Genomic DNA, 20380 nt, shown 5'->3' with positions numbered 1-20380 from the left:
ACCAGACCGAAGGGTGAATCATTTCTACCATGACCCTTGGATGCCGCGCCAACGGTCAAAGGTTCCGGGATTGGATTTTATTCTTCTCAGTCCGTGAAGGCGGCCACGCAGAGGGGGGTGCGCTCCTGGGTGCGGCGCTCGGTGATGCGGTTGCGCTCATCCACGAAGACGACCCTGGGGGCCACGGTCTCGGCCTCCTCGGCGGTCATCCAGCCGTAGGCCGCGATGATCACCAGGTCGCCGGCGTTCACCAGGTGGGCGGCGGCCCCGTTGATGCCGACCTCACCGGACCCCGGCGTCCCCGGAATCACGTAGGTGGAGAGGCGCGATCCGTTGGTCACGTCGTAGATGTCGATCTTCTCGTTCTCCATGAACCCGGCGGCTTCGATGAGCAGCGGATCCAGGGTGATCGACCCCACGTAGTCCAAGTCGGCCCTCGTCACGGTGGCGCGATGGATCTTTCCGAGCAGGAAGTGGCGCAGCATGCATCCTCCGGTCCAGGCTCCGTGGAGTCCCGGCCAACGCATAAGCATGGACCCAGGATTACCCCGGGTCCATGCTCGATTTTTACCTACTCAATTGAACAGCACCACGTGCAGATCCAGCCCGATCCGGGGCGGGGCGATGGGCGGGGGGGCCATGGGCAGGCGGAAGGCGCCCTCCAGGTCCAGACGGGCCCTCGGGTCCCGGACCTGGCGCAGCACCCAGCGGCCGTCCAGGAAGACATACATGCGGGAGGGATCACCCGGCACCAGGGCCACGTAGCGCCGGGTCTCGTCCGACCGCCAATAGCCGTTCATCCAGGGCGGGGCGACATGGCGACGGCCACGGTCGTGGTCCCGGTCGTCCTCATAGCGGTGGGCGTGGTGGTCGCGGCCCTCCCGCTCCTTCCAGTACTCCCGCTCGCGGCGGTCGTGCTCTTTCCAGTAGTGGCGGTCCTCCTTCTGCTCCTCCTTCCACTCCCGGCGGCGCTCCTTGTCTTCCGGGCGGTCTGGGCGGGCGAGGGCGGGCAGGGCCATGGCGGCGATCAGGCCGACGGTCAGGCAGGGACGGAACATGGGCGACTCCAGGGCAAGGGGCCTCAGACAGCAGGGCACCCCCAGCCTAGGTTCATTCTGAGGGCAGGACCATACGCCGATCGGATGAGCCGGCCGTGCGGGGTCAGGCGGGGCTGGTCGTGGCCTCGGTGATGGGGGGGGTGAGCAGCACGTTGTCGATGAGCCGGGTGCTGCCGACATAGGCCGCCACGCAAAGGGCGGCACTGCGGTCCACCTGGCCCTGGATGGGCTCCAGGTTCTGGGTGTCGACCAGTTCGAGGTACTGGACGGAATCCACCCCGGCGAGGGGTTTCCGGGCGATCTCGACCAGCCTGGCGGCGTCCCGCTCCCCGCCATCGAAGGCGGCCTTCGCGGCCAGCAGGCCCTCGCTCAGCCGGAGCGCCCGGCGCCGGGCATCCTCGTCGAGGTAGGTGTTGCGGCTGCTCAGGGCCAGACCATCGGCCTCCCGGACCGTGGGGACCACCACCACGTCCACGGGCAGGTTCAGGTCCCGGGCCGTGCGCCGGATGACCACGGTCTGCTGGAAGTCCTTCTGGCCGAAGAAGGCCAGGTCGGGCTCGACCATGTTGAAGAGCTTGGCCACCACGGTGGCAACCCCGCGGAAGTGGCCGGGGCGGAAGCGCCCGCAGAGGGGGTCGGCCAGGCGGCCGGGTTCCACGTGGGTCTGGAAGCCCGTGGGGTAGATCTCGGCGGCCTCGGGGAGGAAGAGCACGGTGGTGCCGGCTTCCAGGCAGAGGTTCTGGTCCCGCTCCAGGTCCTTGGGGTAGCTGGCCAGGTCCTCGCTGGGCCCGAACTGGGTGGGGTTCACGAAGATCGACACCACGGTGGCATCGCAGCGGGCGGCGCTCTGACGGATCAGGGCCGCGTGGCCCTCGTGGAGGAAACCCATGGTGGGGACGAAGCCGATCCGCTTCCCTGCTTCCCTCAAGGGACGGAGCAGGGCTCGTAAATCAGCGATGGTACGGACAACTCGCATGGACAAAAGCGGGATCCTTCAGAAGACACCTGCCAGCTTACCAAGGGGGCCCCTAGGGGCGCCACTGGGTCAAAGCCGGACGAACGGCTTCTGGAAGGGTATAGGATTCCCGCTCATCCGGGAACCCTCCCCCCCGCACATCCTCGGCCCAGGTGGCCAAGGCGACCCGTAGGTCTTCGAATCCTTCGGCATAGCGTCGGACGAATTTCGGGGAGGTGCCGGGCAGCAGGCCCAGCACATCGTGGAAGACCAGCACCTGACCCGAGCAGTGGGGGCCGGCCCCGATGCCGATGGTGGGAATCTCGATGGTCTCGGTGACCTTGGCCGCCAATTCCGCCGGGATGCCTTCCAACACCAGGGCAAAGCACCCCGCGTCCTGCAGCTTCTGCGCATCCTCCAGCAGGCGCAGGGCCTCGGCTTTGTGCTTGCCCTGCACCTTGAAGCCGCCCATGGGGTTCACGCTCTGGGGGGTGAGGCCCAGGTGGCCCATGACGGGGATCTCCGCGTCGATGAGCGCGTGGATCATGGGCAGGCGCTTGGCACCCCCCTCGAGCTTCACGGCCTGGGCTCCCCGCTGGAGGAAGCCCCCGGCATTGCGCAGGGTGTCCTCCACGCTCAGGTGGAAGCTCAGGTAGGGCAGGTCGGCCACCAGCATGGCGTTGGGGCGGGTGCGGGCCACGGCCTCCAGGTGGTGGTTCATCATGGCCATGCTCACGGGCAGCGTGTTCTCGAAGCCCAGGCAGACATTCCCCACGCTGTCCCCCACAAGGATGACGTCCACCCCTGCGGCGTCCGCGATGCGGGCGGTGGCGGCGTCATAGGCGGTGACCATCACCAGCTTCCGTCCTGAGCGATGCCAGGTATGGACTTGGGACAGGGTGATGCGGGCGCGCGAATCGGCGGGCAGGTGGCTCATGGGGTCTCCGCTGGAAGGTCGAAGCCTGGGGCTTCTATGAAACCACCAAAAGGCGGAGACAGGATTAACGGGATTGAAAAGATGGATTAACAGGATTAAAAACCCACCCTGTTTTCGGCGTCACGCGGCTGGATGGATTTCAGGATCAAACATTGAAACCGCAGATGACGCAGATGACGCAGATGGGTCACAGCCCCAGCACAAAAGTCTGTCTCCAATTTTTCATCTGCGTGAATCTGCGACATCTGCGACATCTGCGGTTGATTGAAATTGTTTGCATTTAAATCCTGTTAATCAAGCTTTTAATCTTGTTAATCCTGTCCAAGTCTTTCATCCCGGATCGGGAAAGGCAGGCAGGTTCATCTGGGTGGGCGTCCAGTCCACCAGCGGATCGGCCCGCTCGGGCTGGATGAACCGGAGGCCCACGGCCTCCACGGTCTGGCGGAAGCGGTGGAGGTCCTCCCGGCCCAGGAAGCTGGTCTCCTGACCCTCGGGGAGCCGGGCCCACAGCTGCTGGAAGCTGGGGAAGGCGTCCTGCATGCGGGCCCGGGCCCCCAGCTTCTCGCCCCGCTGCAGCAGCAGCTGGGCGCCCTCGGCGCTGGCCTCGAGGATCAGCGCGGGGAACTGCAGGTCCCGGGCCGCGGCCTGGACCTCGCTCCAGGCTTCCAGCGACTCCAGCGCCACGGCCTCGGTGGCCGGGACCGTGGACAGCAGCAGGGCGTGGGCGCGGTGCCACTCCAGGTCGAGCCACCGTGACCCGGAGCCCTCGACGGGCCCCTTCAGGTTCTCCAGGATCGCCCAGCCCTGCTCGGGAGCCTCGAGACGCGACTGGCGGGCCTCCCGGGCCACGGCCTGGCTGTAGCGGAGCTGGGCGAGGCGCTGGCGCCAGAGCAGGCCCGTGGATTCGTAGTGCTCAGCCGCGGCCCGGAAGAGGCGGGCCGTGTCCCGCCAGGCACTGCGGAAGCGGGCGACCTCGCCCTGGAGGAAGAGGTGGTCCCCCTGCTCCTCGGGCGACAGGAGCGGCGGCTGGGTGGCCAGGGCCTCGAACTGGGCGTGGTCGGCGGCCACGGAATCGCCCATGGCGGCGAAGGTGCGGGCCCGCCAGATCTGGATGAGGGAGACCAGGGCCGCGTCGCCCAGGCGCTGCGCCCGGGCCAGGGCCCGGTCCAGGTGGGACAGGGCGGGGCCGAGGAACTGCTGGAGGCTGCGGACCATGCCGAGCGCGAGGTGTCCCTTGGCCTGGAGGGTGGTGTCACCCTGCATCCGGGCGGTCTGGAGGGCCTCCCGCAGGAGGTGGATGCAGGCCTCGGACTGGCCCTGTGCGAGCCGGACCTGGGCCAGGGCGATCTGCACGGAGACCAGGCTGCGGAACCCCTGGGCGTGCTCGAGCATCCGCTGGGCCGACTGCAGCATGGAGGCGGCCCGGAGGAACTGGGACTGGCCGGCCAGGGCCTGCCCGAGGGCGAGCAGAAGGGCCGCCTGGTCCTGGGGCAGGGGCTTGAAGCCACCCTGGGGATGCAGCCCCTCCTCCAGGGCGCGGATGCCCTTGGTGAGGTGGCCCTGGAGCAGGTGCAGCTGCCCGAGGGCCAGGCGCAGGCGGGGCTGTTCGGGATGCAGGGGGTGATCGGTCAGCCGTTCGGAGGCGAACTGGAGCGCCTCCTGGGCCTCGGCCGGCCGCCGCAGGCGCAGGAGCAGGGTGGCCCGCTTGCGGAAGAGGCGGGCGGCGGTGAGGCGGCTCTCGTCGTCGTTGGCGCCATGGGCCAGGGCCCCGAGGGCCCGGCCCAGGGACAGCAGGGCCTCCTCGTAGGGGGAGCGCTCCGCGACCTCCTCGGGAAGGCGGACGCCCGCGGCCCAGGCGTCCGCCAGATGCTCGTGGAGACGGGCCTCCTCCCGGGGCGCCGGCCTGAGCTGGAGGGCCTGACCCACGATCCGCCGCACCTCCTCCGGGGAGCCACTGGTCGCGTGGTCGAGCGAGGTGAGCACCGAGGCCAGCGCCGTGGCCTCGTCCGAGGCCAGGGATTGCAGGGGCACGGGGCAGTCCCAGCCCTGCTCCTGGAAGGCCGCGGACAGGGCCCGGGCCAGCCGCTTGAGCTCCGGCTGGGGCGTGTGGCCCAGCACCAGCTCCCGCCAGCGCGGGTCGGGGATCAGGGCGTGGCCGCGCTGGAGCTGGGCCAGCCGGGACCCCACGGCGCCGTGCAGCGCATCTTCCAGGGCCTCGTCCTGGAGGCCGAGCAGCCGCCCCAGGGCGCTGGTGGGCAGCGGCCGCTCGGCCAGGGCCAGCAGGCGCACCAGGGTGGCCGAGGCTGCCGTCAGCCGCTGGAGGCGGCCGAGGAAGATCTGGCGCATCAGGTCTTCTTCGGCCCGCAGGGTCGTGGGCTGGCCCGGCACCAGGAACCACTGGTTCCGATCCCAGGTGAGGGTCCCGGACTGGTGGGCCAGTTCCAGGAAGTTCCGGAGCAGCCCGGGATTGCCGAGGCTCTGGGTGATCAGGTCGGTGCGGAAGGACTCGGGCAGGTCGTGTCGGCCCAGCAGGTCCTCCAGCACCAGGCGCAGATCCTCGTCCTCCAGCCGGTTCACGCCCACCACCGCCGCCGCCTGTTCGCCGCGCAGCTGCGCGATGAGGGGTCTCAGGCCCGCCCCCTGGGCCCCGGTGGTGAGGGAGAGCAGCCAGGGCAGGGAGGAGGCATGGACCAGTTCCCGGATGAGGGTCAGCACGCCGGGCGTGGCGCGGTCCAGGCCGGAGAGGTGGATGAGGCGGTGATGCAGGAGGCCGGCGAAATCCAGGGCCTCCAGGGCCGCCTTGACCTCCTCCGGCTCGGGCCCGGTCTCCTGGCCGTTCACGTGGCGCCCCCCGGTGAGGAAGGCGAAGGCCTGGACCCGCAGGGAGAGGGTCTTGGCGGCCTCGGGCCGCTCCGCGTAGAAATCCACTTCGCTGCCGCCGAGCAGGGCCTCGAGGAGCCGACCCAGGAAGCGCCCCGGGGACTCGTCGGCGGAGGCCGCCAGGTGGTGGACCCAGATCCCTTCCCCTTCAGCCACGGCGCAGGCGAAGGCCGCCAGGTGCTCCTTGCCCACGCCCTCTTCGCCCTGGAGCAGGACGATGCGTTCCATGGGGATGGGGGCGCTGAAGCCCAGCATGAGGGACTTGAGGTAGGGGAGTTCCTGGCTGCGGCCCCGGAGGGGACGGGCGATGGGCTCGGAGAGGTCCCGCGGGTGGTTCCAGGGCAGATCCTCGGACAGGGCCGGAGCCGGGGCTGTCTGCGGCAGGAATCCCGCCACCACCTCGAGCCCCCAGGGGGCCTCGCCGATGACCCGGGGAACCTGGGTGAGGCCGGGCCGGAAGGTGATGACCTCGGGATGCAGGAACCGGGGGTGGGGATCCCGGCCGAGCTGGTCGCCGAGGTGTGCCAGCAGGGCCTCGCGCTGGGCCTCGCCCCAGCCGGCCCAGAGCCGGGCCAGCGGCGCGCCCTGGATCGCCTGGAGGTACCAGGCCTGCTCCCCGTCGAAACCCAGGTGGCTGATGACGGGGTCCAGGGGCGTGGCATCCAGGAACCGCGCGAGGTAGGTGTCACGGATGTGGTCGAGGTCGCGGTCGTTGGGCAGGGGAGACCAGAGCTGCGCCAGGAAGCGGGTGCCATCCAGCTCACGCCGCATCAGGTGCCAGGAGCAGCCCTCCCCCCGACCCAGCTCGGTGAGCCAGGTGTAGCGGTGGGTGCCGAGGAAACGGGTCACATCCACGGGTGGACCTCGGGGGTTCCTGCTGGACGGTGGGGGGGCATGGCCGAGAGTGTACCCCAGGGGCCGCCGACCGTTCTGCCGGGCCGGAGCCTTCCCGCTCGGGCGGCCGGCTGGAGGTCAGGCGGATCCCGGACACGGCTGTGCTGACAATTTTTCTCAAGCTTGCCCCCGCCGTGGCCGATACACATCGAGCCGCCAGGAATGGGAATGGAGTCCCCTTCCAACCGAACCCAAGGAGGGGTCATGTCAGATCTGAGCGTCACCTCCACCACCACCTCGGTCCCGCCAAGTTCGTGGGCCCAGCGCAAAGCCCTGTTCGATCAGCTGGGGCAGGCCCTCCAGGCCGGGGACCTCTCGGCCGCGCGGACCGCCTTTGCCGCCCTGCGCCCGGCCTCGGCACCGGAGGCCCCATCCCAGGATCCCGGGGGCACTGCGTCCCGGAACCCCTTCGCGGCCCTGGCGGATGCCCTGCAGAAAGGCGACCTCGCCGCGGCCCAGGACGCCTTCGCCCAGATGGCGCAGCGCCGGGAGCATCATCATCCCCGGACCGAGGAGGCCGAGGCCTCTGAGGCGGGTTCCTTCAAGCAGATGAAGGCCCTGTTCGATCAGCTCGGGCAGGCCCTGCAGGCAGGTGATCTGTCCGGGGCCAGGGACGCCTTCGCGGCACTCCAGGCCCGGGGGCCGGGGAACGGTCCTTCGTCCCGGGAGGGCCAGGGTGCCACGGCCCAGGGGCCTTTCGCCGCCCTGGCCACGGCCCTCCAGAAGGGCGACCTCACCGCGGCCCAGGAGGCCTTCGGCCAGATCCAGCAGGCCCGCGGCCACCACCATCACCATCGTGGGCACGAAGCCGGGAGCACGACCCCGGTGACGCCTCCGACCACTCCTCCCGCCACAGCCACCGCACCCGCCTCGACCACGCCCCCCGCGTCTTCGGGGGACCGCGATGGAGACCGGGATGGCGACGGGGCGAAGGCCCAGGGGGCGCGGATCGACCTGACGGCCTGAAGGGGCTAGCGGGCGAAGAAGGGATCCAGGATCACGGCGGCGGTGAGCACCAGGGCGAACAGGTTGATGTTCATGAAGACGCGGCGGTAGAGCACCGCGTCCTGTCCGGGCTTCAGCAGGGGCAGGGACCCGACGATGAGCCAGATCGCGCCGAGGCCCAGCATGAGCTCCGCAGGCCAGGATGCCAGCACCCGAAACATGGGCAGCAGGCCGCAAGCGGCGGCGGTGCCGCAGGTCCAGGTGAAGGTGAGGCGCGACAGCCGGGGGCGCCCGAAGACGCTCACCAGGGTGGGATAGCCGGCCTCCTCGTAGCCCTCGGCGTGGAGGCCCACCAGCAGCCAGAAGTGGGGCACCTGCCAGATGAAGAAGACGAAGGCGAGGGCCAGCACCGAGGGGTCGGCCAGGCTGCCGCCGGCGGCCGTCCAGCCGATGGCGGGCGGCAGCGCGCCGATGAGGGAGCCCGGCACCACGGCGAAGGCGCTGACGCGCTTCAGGGGGGTGTAGAAGCCGTTGTACCAGCCCATGGCCAGGGCCCCGAGCAGGGCCGAGGTGAGGTTGTGGGCGAGCCACAGCACCAGGAAGCCGCAGACGGCCATCACCGTGGCGATGACCGCAGCCTGGGCCGGGGACAGGTCCCCCCGGGGGATGGGCCGGTTCGCCGTGCGGGGCATCAGGGCATCGAAGCGGTGCTCCTGCACTTCATTCAGGGCGCTGCTGCCCATGGCCAGCAGCAGGATGCCCAGGAGCGTCGTCACCAGGCCCAGGTCCGCGCCGCGGAGGAAGGCCACGTAGCCCGCCGCCGCCGTGAAGGTGGACGCGCCCGAGATGCGGAGCTTGGTCAGCTCCAGGAAGGTCGAGACCGGGTGGGATTTCGAGGCGGGAAGGGCGGCCACGCTCAAGGGTACGCTCCTAGTTCAAGGTCTTGATGTAGCGCACGACCTCGTCCAGCTCCTGTTCGGTGAGCTGTGTCCTGGGCATGGCGTTCGGGTAGCCGCGGACCACCTGATCAGTGGGGTTCGTGATGGATCGCCGCAGGTAGGCGTCATCCACCTGGACCACCTTCATGGTGCCGGCCATGAGGACCTGCTCTTCGCGGCCGTAGAGGGCCTTCAGGGTGGGGCCCACCTTGGGCTTGCCGTCCACGGAGTGGCAGGCGAGGCAGCCCTTGGCCGTGAGCACGGCCAGGCCCTGGGGCATGCCCTTGAGGTCGGGGTGGGCCTCGGCGGCACGGAAGCTCTTGCCGGGCTCGGGGGCATCCTCGCCCCCGAAGTACCAGGCCTTGAACTCATCCTCGGGCACCACGATGACCTTGCTCAGCATGAGGCTGTGATCCACCCCGCAGATGACGGTGCACTCGATGTCGTACGAGCCCACCTTGGTGGCCTGGAACCAGGTGGTGTTGGTGCGGCTGGGCACGGCGTCGATCTTGATGCGGAAGGAGGGCACGAAGAAGCCGTGCACCACGTCGGCGCTGCGCACCTCCATCTTCATGGGCTTGCCCATGGGGGCGAAGAGCACCCGGCTCTGCTTGCCGTTGGGGTATTCGAAGGACCAGCTCCACTGGCGGGCGGTCACCTTCACGGCCATGGCATCCCGGGGGGCCTGGTTCATGTACTCGTAGTTGGTCCAGCCGTAGTAGAAGATCGACAGGAACATCACGAGGGGGATGACCGTCCAGACGATCTCCAGGCCCACGTGGCCGTCGATCTGAGAGGCCACCGGGTGGCGCTTCTTGCTGTAGCGCACCACGAAGTAGATCATCAGCGTCGTGATGCCGATCAGGAAGACCACCGACAGCCCGAACACGTAGAAGAAGACCGCGTCGGACTTCTGGGCCGATACGGCGGCTTGGTTCATCCAATCCATGGGAGCCTCAGCGGAAAGCGACGTCGGAGAACAGCAGGGCGAAGAAGATCAGCAGCGTGCCCAGGGTCACCAGGACCACGACCTTGAAGAGTGGCCCCTCGTATTTCAAATGCATGAAGTAGTAGAAGACCAGGCCGGCCTTGAGCGGGGTCAGGGTGAGCAGGCCCCAGACGGCGGCGGTCTGGCCCAGGTGGCTGACCCCCACCAGGCAGCCGGTGAGCACCACCAGAATCACCCAGATCTTGATGAAGGTGCCGTAGCCGGGGTGCTCGGCGTGCTCGGTGGGATGTGCGGCGTGTTCGCTCATGGGATGCCCTTACGCGGCCAGGTAGAACAGCGGGAGGAGGAAGATCCAGATCACGTCCACGAGATGCCAGTAGAGGCCGCTGTTCTCCAGGTGGACGTACCGGTCCTGGCGGACGCGGTCTGTGGCCACCCACCAGAGCATGACGCTCAGCACCCCGAGGCCCACGATGACGTGGACGCCGTGCAGGCCGGTCATCGTGAAGTAGAGGCCGAAGAAGACCTGTTCCCCGGGAGGCAGGGTGGCCAGGTGGTGGGAGTTGGGGTAGATGCCGTGGTGGAACTTGGCGCCCCATTCGAAGCCCTTGATCACCAGGAAAGTGAGGCCCAGGGCCAGGGTGGTCCCCAGGAAGGCCATGGCCCGCTTCTTCTCGGCCCGCTGGATGGCCACGATGGCCAGCACCACCGTGAGGCTGCTGGTGAGCAGGACCACGGTGTTGATGATGCCCAGCGTGGCGTTCAGCTCGCCGCCCCCATGGTGGAACTCGGCGGGGTAGCGGTAGCGCATGTAGGAGTAGCCGATGAAGAGGCCGCCGAAGAGCACCATCTCGGTGACCAGGAACAGCCACATGCCCAGACGCGCGCCGAAGTCGTCGCGGTGAACGTGCCCTGTCATTCCGCACCTCCCGACCGCCGGGTGGCGGAGTGGGCTCCAGTGGAGCCCGCGAAGCCGGCCCCCGGCGAGGAGGGAATCATGAAATCAATGTAGGGGGCGCTCATCTCGCCTCCTGCTGCTCGAAGTGGTAGGGGCCGTGGGTGATGGTGGGGATCTCTTCGAAGTTCTCCAGGGGCGGCGGGCTGGGAATGGTCCACTCCAGGGTGACGCCACCCCAGGGGTTGTCCTCGGCCTTGGGGCCCTTGAAGATCGCCCGCAGCAGGGTGCCGAAGAAGATCAGGAGGCCCAGGATCAGGAACCAGCTGCCCACCGTCATGACGATGTGCAGCGTGTGGTACTGCGGCAGATGCACGTAGTAGCGCCGGGGCATGCCGAGCACCCCCGCGATCATCATGCCGAAGTAGAGCATGTTGAAGCCGATGAACATGGGGAACCAGGCCACGTAGATGGCCTTCTTGGAATACATCCGCCCCCACATCTTGGGGAACCAGTAGAGCAGGGCCGCGAAGAGGGCCATGCCGGTGCCCCCGAACATCACGTAGTGGAAGTGCCCCACGATGAAGTAGGTGTCGTGGATGTGCACATTGATGGCCAGGGCCCCCTGCATGACCCCCGTCAGGCCGCCGATGCAGAACAGGAAGATGAAGGTCATGGTGAAGAGCAGGGGCGGCTGGAAGTCGATGCTGCCCTTGTAGAGGGTGCTCACCCAGTTGAAGACCTTGATGGCGCTGGGCACGGCCACGACCATGGTGAGCAGGGAGAAGACGATCTGGGCCGTGTTGCTCATGCCCGACGTGAACATGTGGTGGGCCCAGACCAGGCTGCCCACGGCGGCGATGGACATGGAGCTGAAGGCGATGGCCTTGTAGCCGAAGATGGGGCGCTTGGTGAAGGTGGGCAGGATCTCGGAGATCACGCCCATGGCCGGCAGGATCATGATGTAGACCGCCGGGTGTGAGTAGATCCAGAAGAGGTGCTGGTAGAGCAGAGGGTCGCCGCCCTTGGCGGGGTCGAAGATGCCGATGCCGAAGAAGCGCTCCAGGATGACCAGCACCAGGGTGATGGCCACGATGGGGGTGGCCAGGAGCTGGATCCAGGCGGTGGAGTAGAGGGCCCAGCACATCAGGGGCATCCGGAACCACTTCATGCCGGGCGCCCGCAGGCGGTGGATGGTGGTGACGAAGTTGATGCCCGTGAGCATGGACGAGAAGCCCAGGATGAAGGCCGCGAAGACCGCCAGGCTGACGTTGGTGCCGGTCTTCAGGCTGAAGGGCGCGTAGAAGGTCCAGCCGGTGTCAGGCGCGCCGCCGCCGGTGAAGAGGGAGAGCACCGCCAGGATGGCCCCGGCCATGTAGAAGTACCAGGAGGCGAGGTTCAGCCTGGGGAAGGACACGTCCTTCGCGCCGATCAGGATCGGCAGGAAGAAATTCCCGAAGACCGCCGGAATGCCCGGGATGATGAACAGGAAGATCATGATCACGCCGTGGAGCGTGAAGAGGGCGTTGTAGGTCTGGGCCGAGATCAGCTTCTGGAAGGTGGTCAGCTGCACCAGGCGCATCACGAAGGCGACGCCGACGGCGACGAAGAAGAACGTGATGGTCGAGTAGAGGTAGAGCAGCCCGATGCGCTTGTGGTCCGTGGTGGTCAGCCAGGCCAGGAGGCCCTTGCGCGTCCCGGTGTCCACCAGGTAGCTCGGCTGCGCCGTGGAAGCATGCGTGCTCATTGGCCCTCCTCTGACTGGGTCCTGCGCCCGCGGCGGGTCAGCGCGAACACGAAGACCAGTGCGCCCAGAATGATGAACGTGGCGCCGATGGTGGTGGTGTTCAGGACGTACCTGCGCCCGACGGGGTCATAGCTGAAACAGAACTTCAGGAACTTGTTGATGGTGGGCTGGGCCTCGCCCCGGGCCGCCTCCTGGGCCGCCAGCTGCACGTCGGCGGGCAGGTAGGTGACGCCGTACATGTAGCGGGTCACCTGTCCTTTCGGACTGAGGAAGATGATGGCGGCGGCGTGGATGAAGTCATCCTTGTCGCGCTTGAACTTGAACCCCACGGCGTCCGCCAGGGCCCTGGTGGTGGCCCCGGGTCCCGTCAGGAAGCGCCAGGCGGCGGGCGGCATGGGCCGCTTGATCTCGCCCAGGTAGTTGGTGCGCTTCTGGGCGGCGACCTCGGGCTCGTCCCGCTCGTCGAAGCTCACGGTGAGCACCTGGAAGTCCCGGCCGGGCACGGCCTCCGTGCGGTTGATGACCTCAGCGACGCCCCCGAGCTGCGGCGTGCAGATGCCGGCACAGCGGAAGTAGTTGAGGGTCAGGATGGTGGGCTTGTCGATGAGCTGGCGCAGGGTGACGCGTTTGCCATCCTCGTCCTTCAGCTCAAGGTCGAGGGGGATGGTGGCGCCCAGCTTCTCGTTGATGCCCACCTCTTCCGCGGTGAAAGTCGGGGCCGGGGATTGGGCCTTCATCATCGTCGGACTCAGGGCCATGGCCGTGAGCGTGAAGGTGAGGAGGAACTGTCGAAGCGAGGGCTTGGTCATGGGCTCAGCGGATGGTCGATGGGGCGGGCTGGGGACGGGCTTCCGCATATTCGCGGCAGAGGATGGTCACGGCGCGGCTCACGGGAATGCGGTTGGGGATGACCTCGCCGGCGCTGGCGAAGAGCTTCTCCAGGCTGGCGAGGGCCCTGGGGTCGCTGGCGCCGTGGTCGAAGGAGCCCATGGCCTGCACCGCATGCGCCAGGGCCATGCGGTCCTTCTTGCGCAGGTAGTTGTAGGACACCATGGAGCTGCCCTTGATGCCCTCGTCCAGGGTCTTGTAGATGTCCTCGATCCGCGTGCCGTTCTTCCAGCCCGCCTTCTCGGAGAAGTTGCGGGGCCTGGGATTGAGCCCCTTGCCGGCGGCGCCATCGCCCTTGCCTTCCGCGCCGTGGCAGGTGGCGCAGTTCTGGTCGAAGAGCGCCTTGCCCCGGGCCAGGAGTTCGGGATTGGGGGTCATGACGGTCCTGGGGTCGATGGGGGGGATGACCTCCCGGGCCACAGCGGGGTATTCCGTGGGATCCAGCCAGCCGGTCTCGCCCTGCACGGCCTGGACGGAGGTGTCGGTGGTGTGGGCCTGGTAGCGCAGGCCAGGCACCACGGTGAAGCCGAAAAAGGCGGCGATGGCGATGAAGCCCAGCACCACCAGCAGGGCGGAGGCGAGGCGCTTCAACTCTTCGGGAGAGAGGTAGTCGTTGAGCTTCATAGCCGGAACTCCAGACCCTCGCGGAGGAAGGGATCGCCGACGGGCATGTCCTCGCCCTTCTGCATGGCGCCGCGGACCCAGAGGAGGATCCCGCCGATGAAGAAGAGGGCGAAGCTGAGCTCGGGCCAGGAGAAGAGCGGCTTGGCGCCGAGCGCGGGGAAGATGAGCCAGTACATGTCCAGCACGTGGGCGCCGAGCATCAGGAAGGCCACGCGGCGCATGCGCCTGGGATCCTTCTTCGAGTCCCGGGTCACCAGGGCGAAGAAGGGCAGGATGAAGTGCAGGAAGGCCAAGGAGATGGTGATGGCGCGCCAGGCGCCCGCCAGGCGGATCTTGTAGTAGATGACTTCATCCGGCAGGTTCGCGTACCACATCAGCATGTACTGGGCGAAGCCGATGTAGGACCAGAACACGGTGAAGCCGAAGAGGAAGGCGCCCAGGTTGTAGAGGTGGTCGCCCTTCACGCCCTCCAGGCGGTTCCGGTCCTGGAGGTAGAGCACGGACAGCGCCGTGGCCGCCAGGCCGCTGAGGAAGGCGCCGGCGAAGACGTAGACCCCGAAGATGTCGCTGTACCACTCGGGCGTCAGGCCCGAGATCCAGTCGAAGGCGATGAGGGTGATGACCAGGGCGAAGATCGCCATGAAGGCTGGGGCGAACTTCCGGGCGCGGACGTTGAACGCGGGGTCCTTGGAGCCGTCCTGCTTCAGCGAGCCCCCCACCAGCATGGCCAGGCCCAGGAGGCAGAGGCCGAAGGCGATCAGGGTGCGCACGGAGAAGAAGGGCAGGCTCAGCCAGAAGGCCTTGCCGGCCAGGATCGGGTGGTGGGCCGCCTCGGGCCGGGCGCCGGGGTAGAGCACGGGGATGGCGCCCAGGGCGATGAGGCCCACGGGGATGGCGGGCAGCAGCAAGGTGGCCAGGCGCTCGGGGATGCGGCGGATGGGCACGCTCCAGCGGGCGCTCACTAGGTGCTCGAGGGCCACGATGAAGAGGGAGCCGAGGCCCAGGGTGAACATCAGGACGAACCAGAGGATCCAGTTGGCCCAGAAGCGCTCGGGACCGGCCGCCGCATAGGTGCCGGCGACGCCCAGGGCGCCGAGCGCCGTGGCGCCCCAGATGAGGGTGGAGGCGTGCTTGTTCTGGCTCATGGGGTGACCACCTTCAGGTCCTCGTCCTTGGCGTTCTGGGCGCGCTGCAGGGCGCGCACGTAGTGCACCACGGCCCAGCGCTCCCGCTCGGAGAGGTAGGGGGCGTGGGAGGGCATGGCATTCTTCCCGTTGACGATGGCCCAGTAGATCTTGCCGTCCGGGTAGTCCCGGAACTGCTGGGACTGCAGGTTGCCGGCCTTGGCCCCGTAGGCCGCGGTCAGGCTGCCGGAGCCGTTGCCGACGGCGCCGTGGCAGACCTCACAGCGGGTGGTGAAGACCTTGCGGCCCAGGGCGAAGACCTCCTGGGTGCGGGGCAGGGGATTGATGAGGGCGGCGGCGGCCTCCTGGGTACCCGTGGCGGTGGGCAGGTAGCCCCGGGCCACGGTGCCGGGCACGGGCTTCTGCATGCCGTGGCCGTCCTTGAAGAAGGTCGACGCCTTCTGGGCATTGAGGCGGGGCTGGTCCTGCATGTAGACCATGGGCTTCAGGATGGGGAACCACTTGGTGAGGCTGTAGATCGCGATGCCCGCCACCAAGCAGGCCACGAAGATGCCGCCCAGGGTGCGCAGGATGAAGTCGCTGGTGAGGAAGGGGCTGCGATCGGGGGCGGGCAGCACCTCCACTTCGACGGCGCCCGCGGCCCGCAGGGCCTGGGCGGCGGCGGCGCTGTCGAAGCCCTCGTCCTCGGCCTCCAGGGCCAGGACATAGCGGTCCCGGGTGATGCCCGTGATGGCCTTCGAGGACAGCACCGGGTGCCCGAAGAAGGGCAGCTTGTTGAGCAGGAACAGCATCCCGAGGCCCGCCGTGAAGGTGGCGAAGAGCACCGTCACTTCGAACATGATGGGGATGAAGGCTTCCCAGGAGCCGGCGGGCTTGCCGCCGGTGATGATCGGGTAGTCGACGGCGCTGATCCAGTACTGGAAGCCGAAGGCGGTGAGCGCGCCGATGATGCCCATGACCAGCACCATGCCGCCCAGGGGCGACTTTCGCAGGCCCAGGGCCTCGTCGATGCCATGGATGGGATAGGGCGTGTAGGCCTCGACGGTGCCGAGCTTGGCGGCGCGGGCCTTGGGGATGGCCGCCATCAGGGCGTTGGGCGTGTCGAAGATGCCGAGGACGGCGAATGAGGTCTCAGACATGGTGGTCATCTCCATGGTGAGAAGGCTGCGCGTCCGGCAGGATCGCCTTCACTTCCGTGGTCGCGATGACCGGCAGGACCCGGGCGAAGAGCAGGACCATGGTGAAGAAGAGGCCGAAGGTGCCCAGCAGGATGCCGAAGTCCGTCATGGTGGGCTGGTAGATGCGCCACGCGGAGGGCAGGTAGTCCTGGTGCAGCGAGATCACGATGATCACGAAGCGCTCGAACCACATGCCCACCGTGACGCCCAGGGCCACCAGGATCATCCAGAAGTAGCTGGTGCGGGCCTTCCTGAACCAGAGGATCTGGGGGAAGAGGATGTTGCAGAAGATGGTGAGCCAGCCCGCCCAGCCGTAGGTGCCGGAGATGATGTTCATGAAGCCGTGGTGCAGGAACTCGTTCATGGAGTACCAGGCCGTGAAGCCCTCCATCATGTAGCTGTAGCCCATGATGCAGCTCATGGCGAGGATCACCTTGTTCATCACGTCGAGGTGGCGGACGGTGATCAGGTTCTTCAGCTGCATGGTCTCGCGCACCACCACCAGCACGATCACCACCATGGAGAAGCCGGCGAAGATGGCGCCCGCCACGAAGTAGGGCGGGAAGATGGTCATGTGCCAGCCGGGCACCACGGAAGTGGCGAAGTCGAAGCTCACCACGGAATGCACGGAGAGCACCAGGCCCGTGGCCAGGCCCGCCAGCAGCAGGTAGGCCTTCTCGTAGTGCTGCCAGTGCCGGGCGGCGCCGCGCCAGCCCAGGGCCAGGATGGTGTAGATGACCTTGCGCAGCTTGCTGGTGGTCCGGTCGCGCATGGAGGCGATGTCGGGGATCAGGCCCAGGTACCAGAACATCAGGGACACGGAGAAGTAGGTGTTCACCGCGAAGACGTCCCAGAGCAGCGGGGATCGGAAGTTGGTCCAGAGGGCGCGCTGGTTCGGGTAGGGGAAGAGCCAATAGGCCAGCCAGGGCCGGCCGATGTGGATCAGGGGGAAGACCACGGCGCACATGACCGCGAAGATGGTCATGGCCTCGGCGAAGCGGGCGATGGCGTTGCGCCAGCGCTTGCGGAAGAGGAAGAGGATCGCCGAGATCAGCGTGCCGGCGTGGCCGATGCCCACCCAGAACACGAAGTTGATGATGTCGAAGGCCCAGAACACGGGGCTGTTGTTGCCCCAGGCGCCGATGCCCTTCACGAAGGTGTAGCCGATGAAGCTGAGCCCGATGAAGAGTGCCGTCAGGGTGATGGCCAGGCCGACATACCACTGCCTGGGGGGCTTGATCTCGGGGAAGGCCAGGACCTGGTCGTCGAGGCTGCCGGGGGTGACCACGCCCACCGTGAGCGCGGGCTCCAGCAGGGCCTCCGGGATGGCGCCGGCCTGGGCGGCGTCAGTGCGCATGGGAGCCTCCCTCGACGGCGGGGTTCTTCAGATCGGCCAGGTAGGTGATGGCCGGCCTGGCGCCGATCTCCTCCAGCACCTTGTAGGCCCGGCTCGCGGCCACCAGCTGGGCGACCTTGCTCTTGGGATCCTTCAGGTCGCCGAAGACGATGGCGTCGGCGGCGCAGCCGGCCATGCAGGCGGTGGTGATCTCGCCGTCGAGGATGCCGCGGCCCTCGCCCTTGGCGCGGATCTTCACGTCCTGGATGCGCTGCACGCAGAAGGAGCACTTCTCCATGACGCCGCGGGGACGGACCGTGACCTCGGGGTTGTTCACCAGGGTCTCGGGCTCGGTCTTGTAGGCGGTGTACTCCAGGAAGTTGAAGCGACGCACCTTGTAGGGGCAGTTGTTGGCGCAGTAGCGGGTGCCCACGCAGCGGTTGTAGGCCATCTGGTTGAGGCCGTCGGGGCTGTGGTTGGTGGCGTTCACCGGGCAGACGTTCTCACAGGGCGCATGGTCGCAGTGCTGGCAGAGCATGGGCTGGTGCACCACCTTGGGGTTCTCCAGCTCGCCCTCGTAGTAGCGGTCGATGCGGATCCAGTGCATCTCGCGGCCACGGGACACCTGCTCGGGGCCCACCACGGGCACGTTGTTCTCCGACTGGCAGGCCACCACGCAGGCCGAACACCCGGTGCAGGCCGCCAGGTCGATGACCATGCCCCACTTGTGATCGGGGAACTTCTGGTCCTCATACAGCGTGACCAGCTCGGGCACGTGGTGGTGCCCCTGCGGGTGGTGCTCGAACTCGTCCATGGTGAGCGAGCGGACGATGTCGCGACCCTCCATGCGGTGGTGGCTCTGGGTGCGGGAGAGCTCCTTCCTGCCGCCGGCCTTGGCGAGGCGCACCCCCCGGACGAGGTTCGCGCTGGCCGGATCCAGGCCCATCAGGGGGAAGGCGTTGACGCCCACGCCCTTGGCGACGCCACCGGTGCCGCGGCCGTAGCCGAGGGCCAGCGTGAGCACGCCCTTGGCCTGGCCGGGCTGGAGGACGGCAGGAAGCCGCAGGGTGGTCTCCCCGAGGCTGAGGCTGACCCAGTCGCCCTCCTGGATGCCCAGCGCCTGCGCATCCTGCACGGACAGGGCCACCGGGTTGTCCCAGGTCATCTTGGTGATGGGGTCCGGAGTCTCCTGCAGCCAGCTGTTGTTGGCGTGGCGCCCATCGTGGGTGGCGAAGCCCGGCACGAGCACCAGCTCCAGGCCCTCGGCCCGCGAGGCGGCGGCCTTCTTCGCGGCGGCGGCCACGGAGGCCCCCTTGAAGGCGGGCGCGGGGGCCTTGTCCTCGACTTTCACGAGGCCATCGTGGAGGGCCTGCTCGAAGGAGGTGACGACGGGCAGGCTCTTCTGCCAGCGGGCCTTCAGGTAGGCGTGGTAGCCGTCCGGGGCGGAGGCGCCGAGGGCCTTCAGCGCGCCGAGGAGGATGTCCTCGCCCTGACGGGTGTCATAGAGGGTGCCCACGGTGGGCTGCTGGAGGACGGCGGCGCCCGGGGTGCTGAAGTCGCCCCAGCTCTCCAGCCAGTGGCTCTCGGGCAGCAGGACCTGGCACTGGGCCGAGGTCTCGTCCTCCACCTGGCCGATCCAGGCGCGGAACGGCACCTTGGTGGCGGCCTGCTTCCAGGCCGAGGCCCTCGGGAAGGTGAAGGCAGGGTTCACGTCCCAGAAGATCGCGGCGGCGTAGCGCCCTTCGGCCATGGCCTTCACGGCGGTGTCCAGGTCCCTGACCGTGGCCAGTGGCTCGGCGGCGCGAACGGCCACGCCCTCGGAACCCAGCATGGCGTTCAGCAGGTGGGCAGCCTGGTGGGCCTCGGCGGGCATCTGGGCCCCGCAGAGCACCACGGCCTGGCGGCCCGCATGCTGGAGATCCTTGAGCAGGTTCGTCCAGAGTTTGGTGTTCCCCCCAAGCTCGGCGGGCGCGCCCGCCGAGATCGCGGACAAGTCCGCGCCTGCGGGCAAAGCGGAACCTTTAGCGGCCAGTTCCTTCGCCAGCGCGAAAGCGATGGCGCCGATCCGTGAAGGCGACACGGGCACCCGCACATCCGCGTTGGTGCCGGTCAGCGTCAGGGGTCCCTCCAGGACCCACAGGCGGTTGATCTCGTCCTTCGCGCTCTTCAACCTCCGCTGGGCGCCCCAGGCGCCCAGCGCCTCGGGATCCTCGCCGTTGAGGAAATCGGCTCCCAGGGAGAGGATGACCTTGGCCTTGGCGAGCCGGGGTTGCACATCCACGGACTGGCCGAAGCTGGCCTTGGCGGCCTCCTCGGCGGCATCGCCGGCCGCAGGCTCATAGGCCAGGTGCTCCAGGGTGGGCAGGGCGGCCTTGAGGTCCGCCAGCAGGGCCTTCCGGCTGGGGGAGACCACGGCGGGGGAGATCAGCAGCACGGCCTTGCCTGAGGACTTGGCGGAGCGCAACGAGCTGTGGAGCTGGCTCTCGGCCTCGGCCCAGCCGATGGTCCGGCCCTCGGCCTTGGGAGCGCGGAGCCGGTCGGGATCGTAGAGGCGCAGCACGTCGGCCAGGGTGCGGGGGCTGGTCTTGCCCTTCACGCCGGGGTGCTCGTCGTTGCCCGTGAGGTGGATGGGCCGGCCCTCCCGCGTCTTCACCAGGACGGGATAGACCCGCCGGCCTTCATGGGTGCCGCTGGCGTAGTAGTTGGCCACGCCGGGCACGACCTCCAGGGGGCGCTTGGTGTAGGGCACCACGGTGCCCTGGCCCTTGCGGTCGCAGGCCACGGTGGCGGCCAGGGCCGCCGTGGCGCTCACCAGGCCGAGGAAGTCGCGGCGGGAGAAGCCGCTCTGGACGGGCAGGCCATGGACATCGTCAAAGGCGCTGGGGACCGCGCCCGGCAGGAACTCGTCGTGGGCCGCAGCCTGGGCTTCGGGCGTCTCGAGGCGTTCCTCGAGGGTCCGCCAGAATCGCGGGGTCTCGAGGGGGCCATGTTCGGGAAGTCGTGTCTTCATC

General features: G+C 68.2%; 17 protein-coding genes. 1 reads left to right on the top strand and 16 read right to left on the bottom strand.

Going from position 1 to position 20380, the window contains the following annotated elements:
• Nucleotides 1–86: 86 nt before the first annotated feature.
• The 5 genes from panD to QOZ81_RS14510 all read right to left on the bottom strand — a co-directional run bounded on the left by panD (nt 87) and on the right by QOZ81_RS14510 (nt 6685).
• On the bottom strand, nt 87–485 hold the full coding sequence (gene panD, locus QOZ81_RS14530; protein WP_291204734.1) for an aspartate 1-decarboxylase: 399 nt from the start codon (nt 483–485) through the stop codon (nt 87–89).
• Nucleotides 486–575: 90 nt separating this feature from the next.
• Complete coding sequence (locus QOZ81_RS14525; RefSeq protein WP_291204737.1) at nt 576–1058, bottom strand: hypothetical protein; 483 nt, start codon at nt 1056–1058, stop codon at nt 576–578.
• Between the two features lie 103 nt (nt 1059–1161).
• Nucleotides 1162–2034, bottom strand: coding sequence for a pantoate--beta-alanine ligase (gene panC, locus QOZ81_RS14520; RefSeq protein ID WP_291204740.1), 873 nt, complete (start codon nt 2032–2034; stop codon nt 1162–1164).
• 52 nt (nt 2035–2086) lie between these two features.
• Nucleotides 2087–2950: a 3-methyl-2-oxobutanoate hydroxymethyltransferase gene (panB, locus tag QOZ81_RS14515; protein WP_291204743.1), complete on the bottom strand. Its 864-nt coding sequence runs from the start codon at nt 2948–2950 to the stop codon at nt 2087–2089.
• 330 nt (nt 2951–3280) lie between these two features.
• Nucleotides 3281–6685 carry a hypothetical protein gene (locus QOZ81_RS14510; protein ID WP_300714913.1) on the bottom strand — a complete coding sequence of 1135 codons (3405 nt, stop codon included), beginning with the start codon at nt 6683–6685 and terminating at the stop codon, nt 3281–3283.
• Nucleotides 6686–6928: 243 nt separating this feature from the next.
• Here QOZ81_RS14510 and QOZ81_RS14505 point away from each other — a divergent pair, with 243 nt between their 5' ends.
• The gene (locus tag QOZ81_RS14505; protein ID WP_291204749.1) at nt 6929–7690 is read left to right on the top strand and encodes a hypothetical protein; all 762 of its coding nucleotides are present in this window, start codon (nt 6929–6931) and stop codon (nt 7688–7690) included.
• Between the two features lie 5 nt (nt 7691–7695).
• On the opposite strand, the gene QOZ81_RS14500 is transcribed toward QOZ81_RS14505, so the two are convergent.
• The 11 genes from QOZ81_RS14500 to QOZ81_RS14450 form a co-directional block, all read right to left on the bottom strand.
• Nucleotides 7696–8583, bottom strand: coding sequence for a protoheme IX farnesyltransferase (locus QOZ81_RS14500; protein WP_291207581.1), 888 nt, complete (start codon nt 8581–8583; stop codon nt 7696–7698).
• A 16-nt stretch (nt 8584–8599) separates the two neighbouring features.
• Complete coding sequence (gene coxB, locus QOZ81_RS14495; RefSeq protein WP_291204752.1) at nt 8600–9547, bottom strand: cytochrome c oxidase subunit II; 948 nt, start codon at nt 9545–9547, stop codon at nt 8600–8602.
• A gap of 16 nt (nt 9548–9563) precedes the next feature.
• The gene (locus tag QOZ81_RS14490) at nt 9564–9863 is read right to left on the bottom strand and encodes a cytochrome C oxidase subunit IV family protein (RefSeq protein WP_291204755.1); all 300 of its coding nucleotides are present in this window, start codon (nt 9861–9863) and stop codon (nt 9564–9566) included.
• Nucleotides 9864–9872: 9 nt separating this feature from the next.
• On the bottom strand, nt 9873–10475 hold the full coding sequence (locus QOZ81_RS14485; RefSeq protein ID WP_291204758.1) for a cytochrome c oxidase subunit 3 family protein: 603 nt from the start codon (nt 10473–10475) through the stop codon (nt 9873–9875).
• 100 nt (nt 10476–10575) lie between these two features.
• Nucleotides 10576–12198 carry a cytochrome c oxidase subunit I gene (locus QOZ81_RS14480; protein WP_291204761.1) on the bottom strand — a complete coding sequence of 541 codons (1623 nt, stop codon included), beginning with the start codon at nt 12196–12198 and terminating at the stop codon, nt 10576–10578.
• Nucleotides 12195–13007: an SCO family protein gene (locus QOZ81_RS14475; protein WP_291204764.1), complete on the bottom strand. Its 813-nt coding sequence runs from the start codon at nt 13005–13007 to the stop codon at nt 12195–12197. The genes QOZ81_RS14480 and QOZ81_RS14475 overlap by 4 nt, the downstream gene beginning before the upstream one ends.
• Before the next feature lie 4 nt (nt 13008–13011).
• On the bottom strand, nt 13012–13710 hold the full coding sequence (locus tag QOZ81_RS14470) for a c-type cytochrome (protein WP_291204767.1): 699 nt from the start codon (nt 13708–13710) through the stop codon (nt 13012–13014).
• A complete protein-coding gene (locus tag QOZ81_RS14465) occupies nt 13707–14855 on the bottom strand; it encodes a hypothetical protein (RefSeq protein WP_291204770.1) in 1149 nt (382 codons plus the stop codon). Before QOZ81_RS14465 ends, QOZ81_RS14470 begins: the two co-directional genes overlap by 4 nt.
• Entirely contained in the window at nt 14852–15994 is a 1143-nt protein-coding gene (locus tag QOZ81_RS14460) for a quinol:electron acceptor oxidoreductase subunit ActD (RefSeq protein ID WP_291204773.1), read from the bottom strand. Before QOZ81_RS14460 ends, QOZ81_RS14465 begins: the two co-directional genes overlap by 4 nt.
• Complete coding sequence (gene nrfD / locus QOZ81_RS14455; protein ID WP_291204776.1) at nt 15987–17390, bottom strand: NrfD/PsrC family molybdoenzyme membrane anchor subunit; 1404 nt, start codon at nt 17388–17390, stop codon at nt 15987–15989. The genes QOZ81_RS14460 and nrfD overlap by 8 nt, the downstream gene beginning before the upstream one ends.
• Nucleotides 17380–20379 carry a TAT-variant-translocated molybdopterin oxidoreductase gene (locus tag QOZ81_RS14450; RefSeq protein WP_291204779.1) on the bottom strand — a complete coding sequence of 1000 codons (3000 nt, stop codon included), beginning with the start codon at nt 20377–20379 and terminating at the stop codon, nt 17380–17382. The genes nrfD and QOZ81_RS14450 overlap by 11 nt, the downstream gene beginning before the upstream one ends.
• Between the last annotated feature and the right edge of the window lies 1 nt (nt 20380).

This window comes from Geothrix sp. (genome assembly GCF_030219325.1).
GTDB lineage: Bacteria > Acidobacteriota > Holophagae > Holophagales > Holophagaceae > Geothrix.
This window is presented reverse-complemented; position numbering and strand designations above follow the sequence as displayed.

Bases quoted from the DNA above. Each gene is read 5' to 3' on its own strand.
- QOZ81_RS14460 (WP_291204773.1), bottom strand. From the start codon at position 15,994: ATGTCTGAGACCTCATTCGCCGTCCTCGGCATCTTCGACACGCCCAAC.
- QOZ81_RS14465 (WP_291204770.1), bottom strand. From the start codon at position 14,855: ATGAGCCAGAACAAGCACGCCTCCACCCTCATCTGGGGCGCCACGGCG.
- QOZ81_RS14450 (WP_291204779.1), bottom strand. From the start codon at position 20,379: ATGAAGACACGACTTCCCGAACATGGCCCCCTCGAGACCCCGCGATTC.
- QOZ81_RS14525 (WP_291204737.1), bottom strand. From the start codon at position 1,058: ATGTTCCGTCCCTGCCTGACCGTCGGCCTGATCGCCGCCATGGCCCTG.
- QOZ81_RS14475 (WP_291204764.1), bottom strand. From the start codon at position 13,007: ATGACCAAGCCCTCGCTTCGACAGTTCCTCCTCACCTTCACGCTCACG.
- QOZ81_RS14480 (WP_291204761.1), bottom strand. From the start codon at position 12,198: ATGAGCACGCATGCTTCCACGGCGCAGCCGAGCTACCTGGTGGACACC.
- QOZ81_RS14505 (WP_291204749.1), top strand. From the start codon at position 6,929: ATGTCAGATCTGAGCGTCACCTCCACCACCACCTCGGTCCCGCCAAGT.
- panD (WP_291204734.1), bottom strand. From the start codon at position 485: ATGCTGCGCCACTTCCTGCTCGGAAAGATCCATCGCGCCACCGTGACG.
- QOZ81_RS14485 (WP_291204758.1), bottom strand. From the start codon at position 10,475: ATGACAGGGCACGTTCACCGCGACGACTTCGGCGCGCGTCTGGGCATG.
- QOZ81_RS14470 (WP_291204767.1), bottom strand. From the start codon at position 13,710: ATGAAGCTCAACGACTACCTCTCTCCCGAAGAGTTGAAGCGCCTCGCC.
- QOZ81_RS14490 (WP_291204755.1), bottom strand. From the start codon at position 9,863: ATGAGCGAACACGCCGCACATCCCACCGAGCACGCCGAGCACCCCGGC.
- panC (WP_291204740.1), bottom strand. From the start codon at position 2,034: ATGCGAGTTGTCCGTACCATCGCTGATTTACGAGCCCTGCTCCGTCCC.
- panB (WP_291204743.1), bottom strand. From the start codon at position 2,950: ATGAGCCACCTGCCCGCCGATTCGCGCGCCCGCATCACCCTGTCCCAA.
- nrfD (WP_291204776.1), bottom strand. From the start codon at position 17,390: ATGCGCACTGACGCCGCCCAGGCCGGCGCCATCCCGGAGGCCCTGCTG.
- coxB (WP_291204752.1), bottom strand. From the start codon at position 9,547: ATGAACCAAGCCGCCGTATCGGCCCAGAAGTCCGACGCGGTCTTCTTC.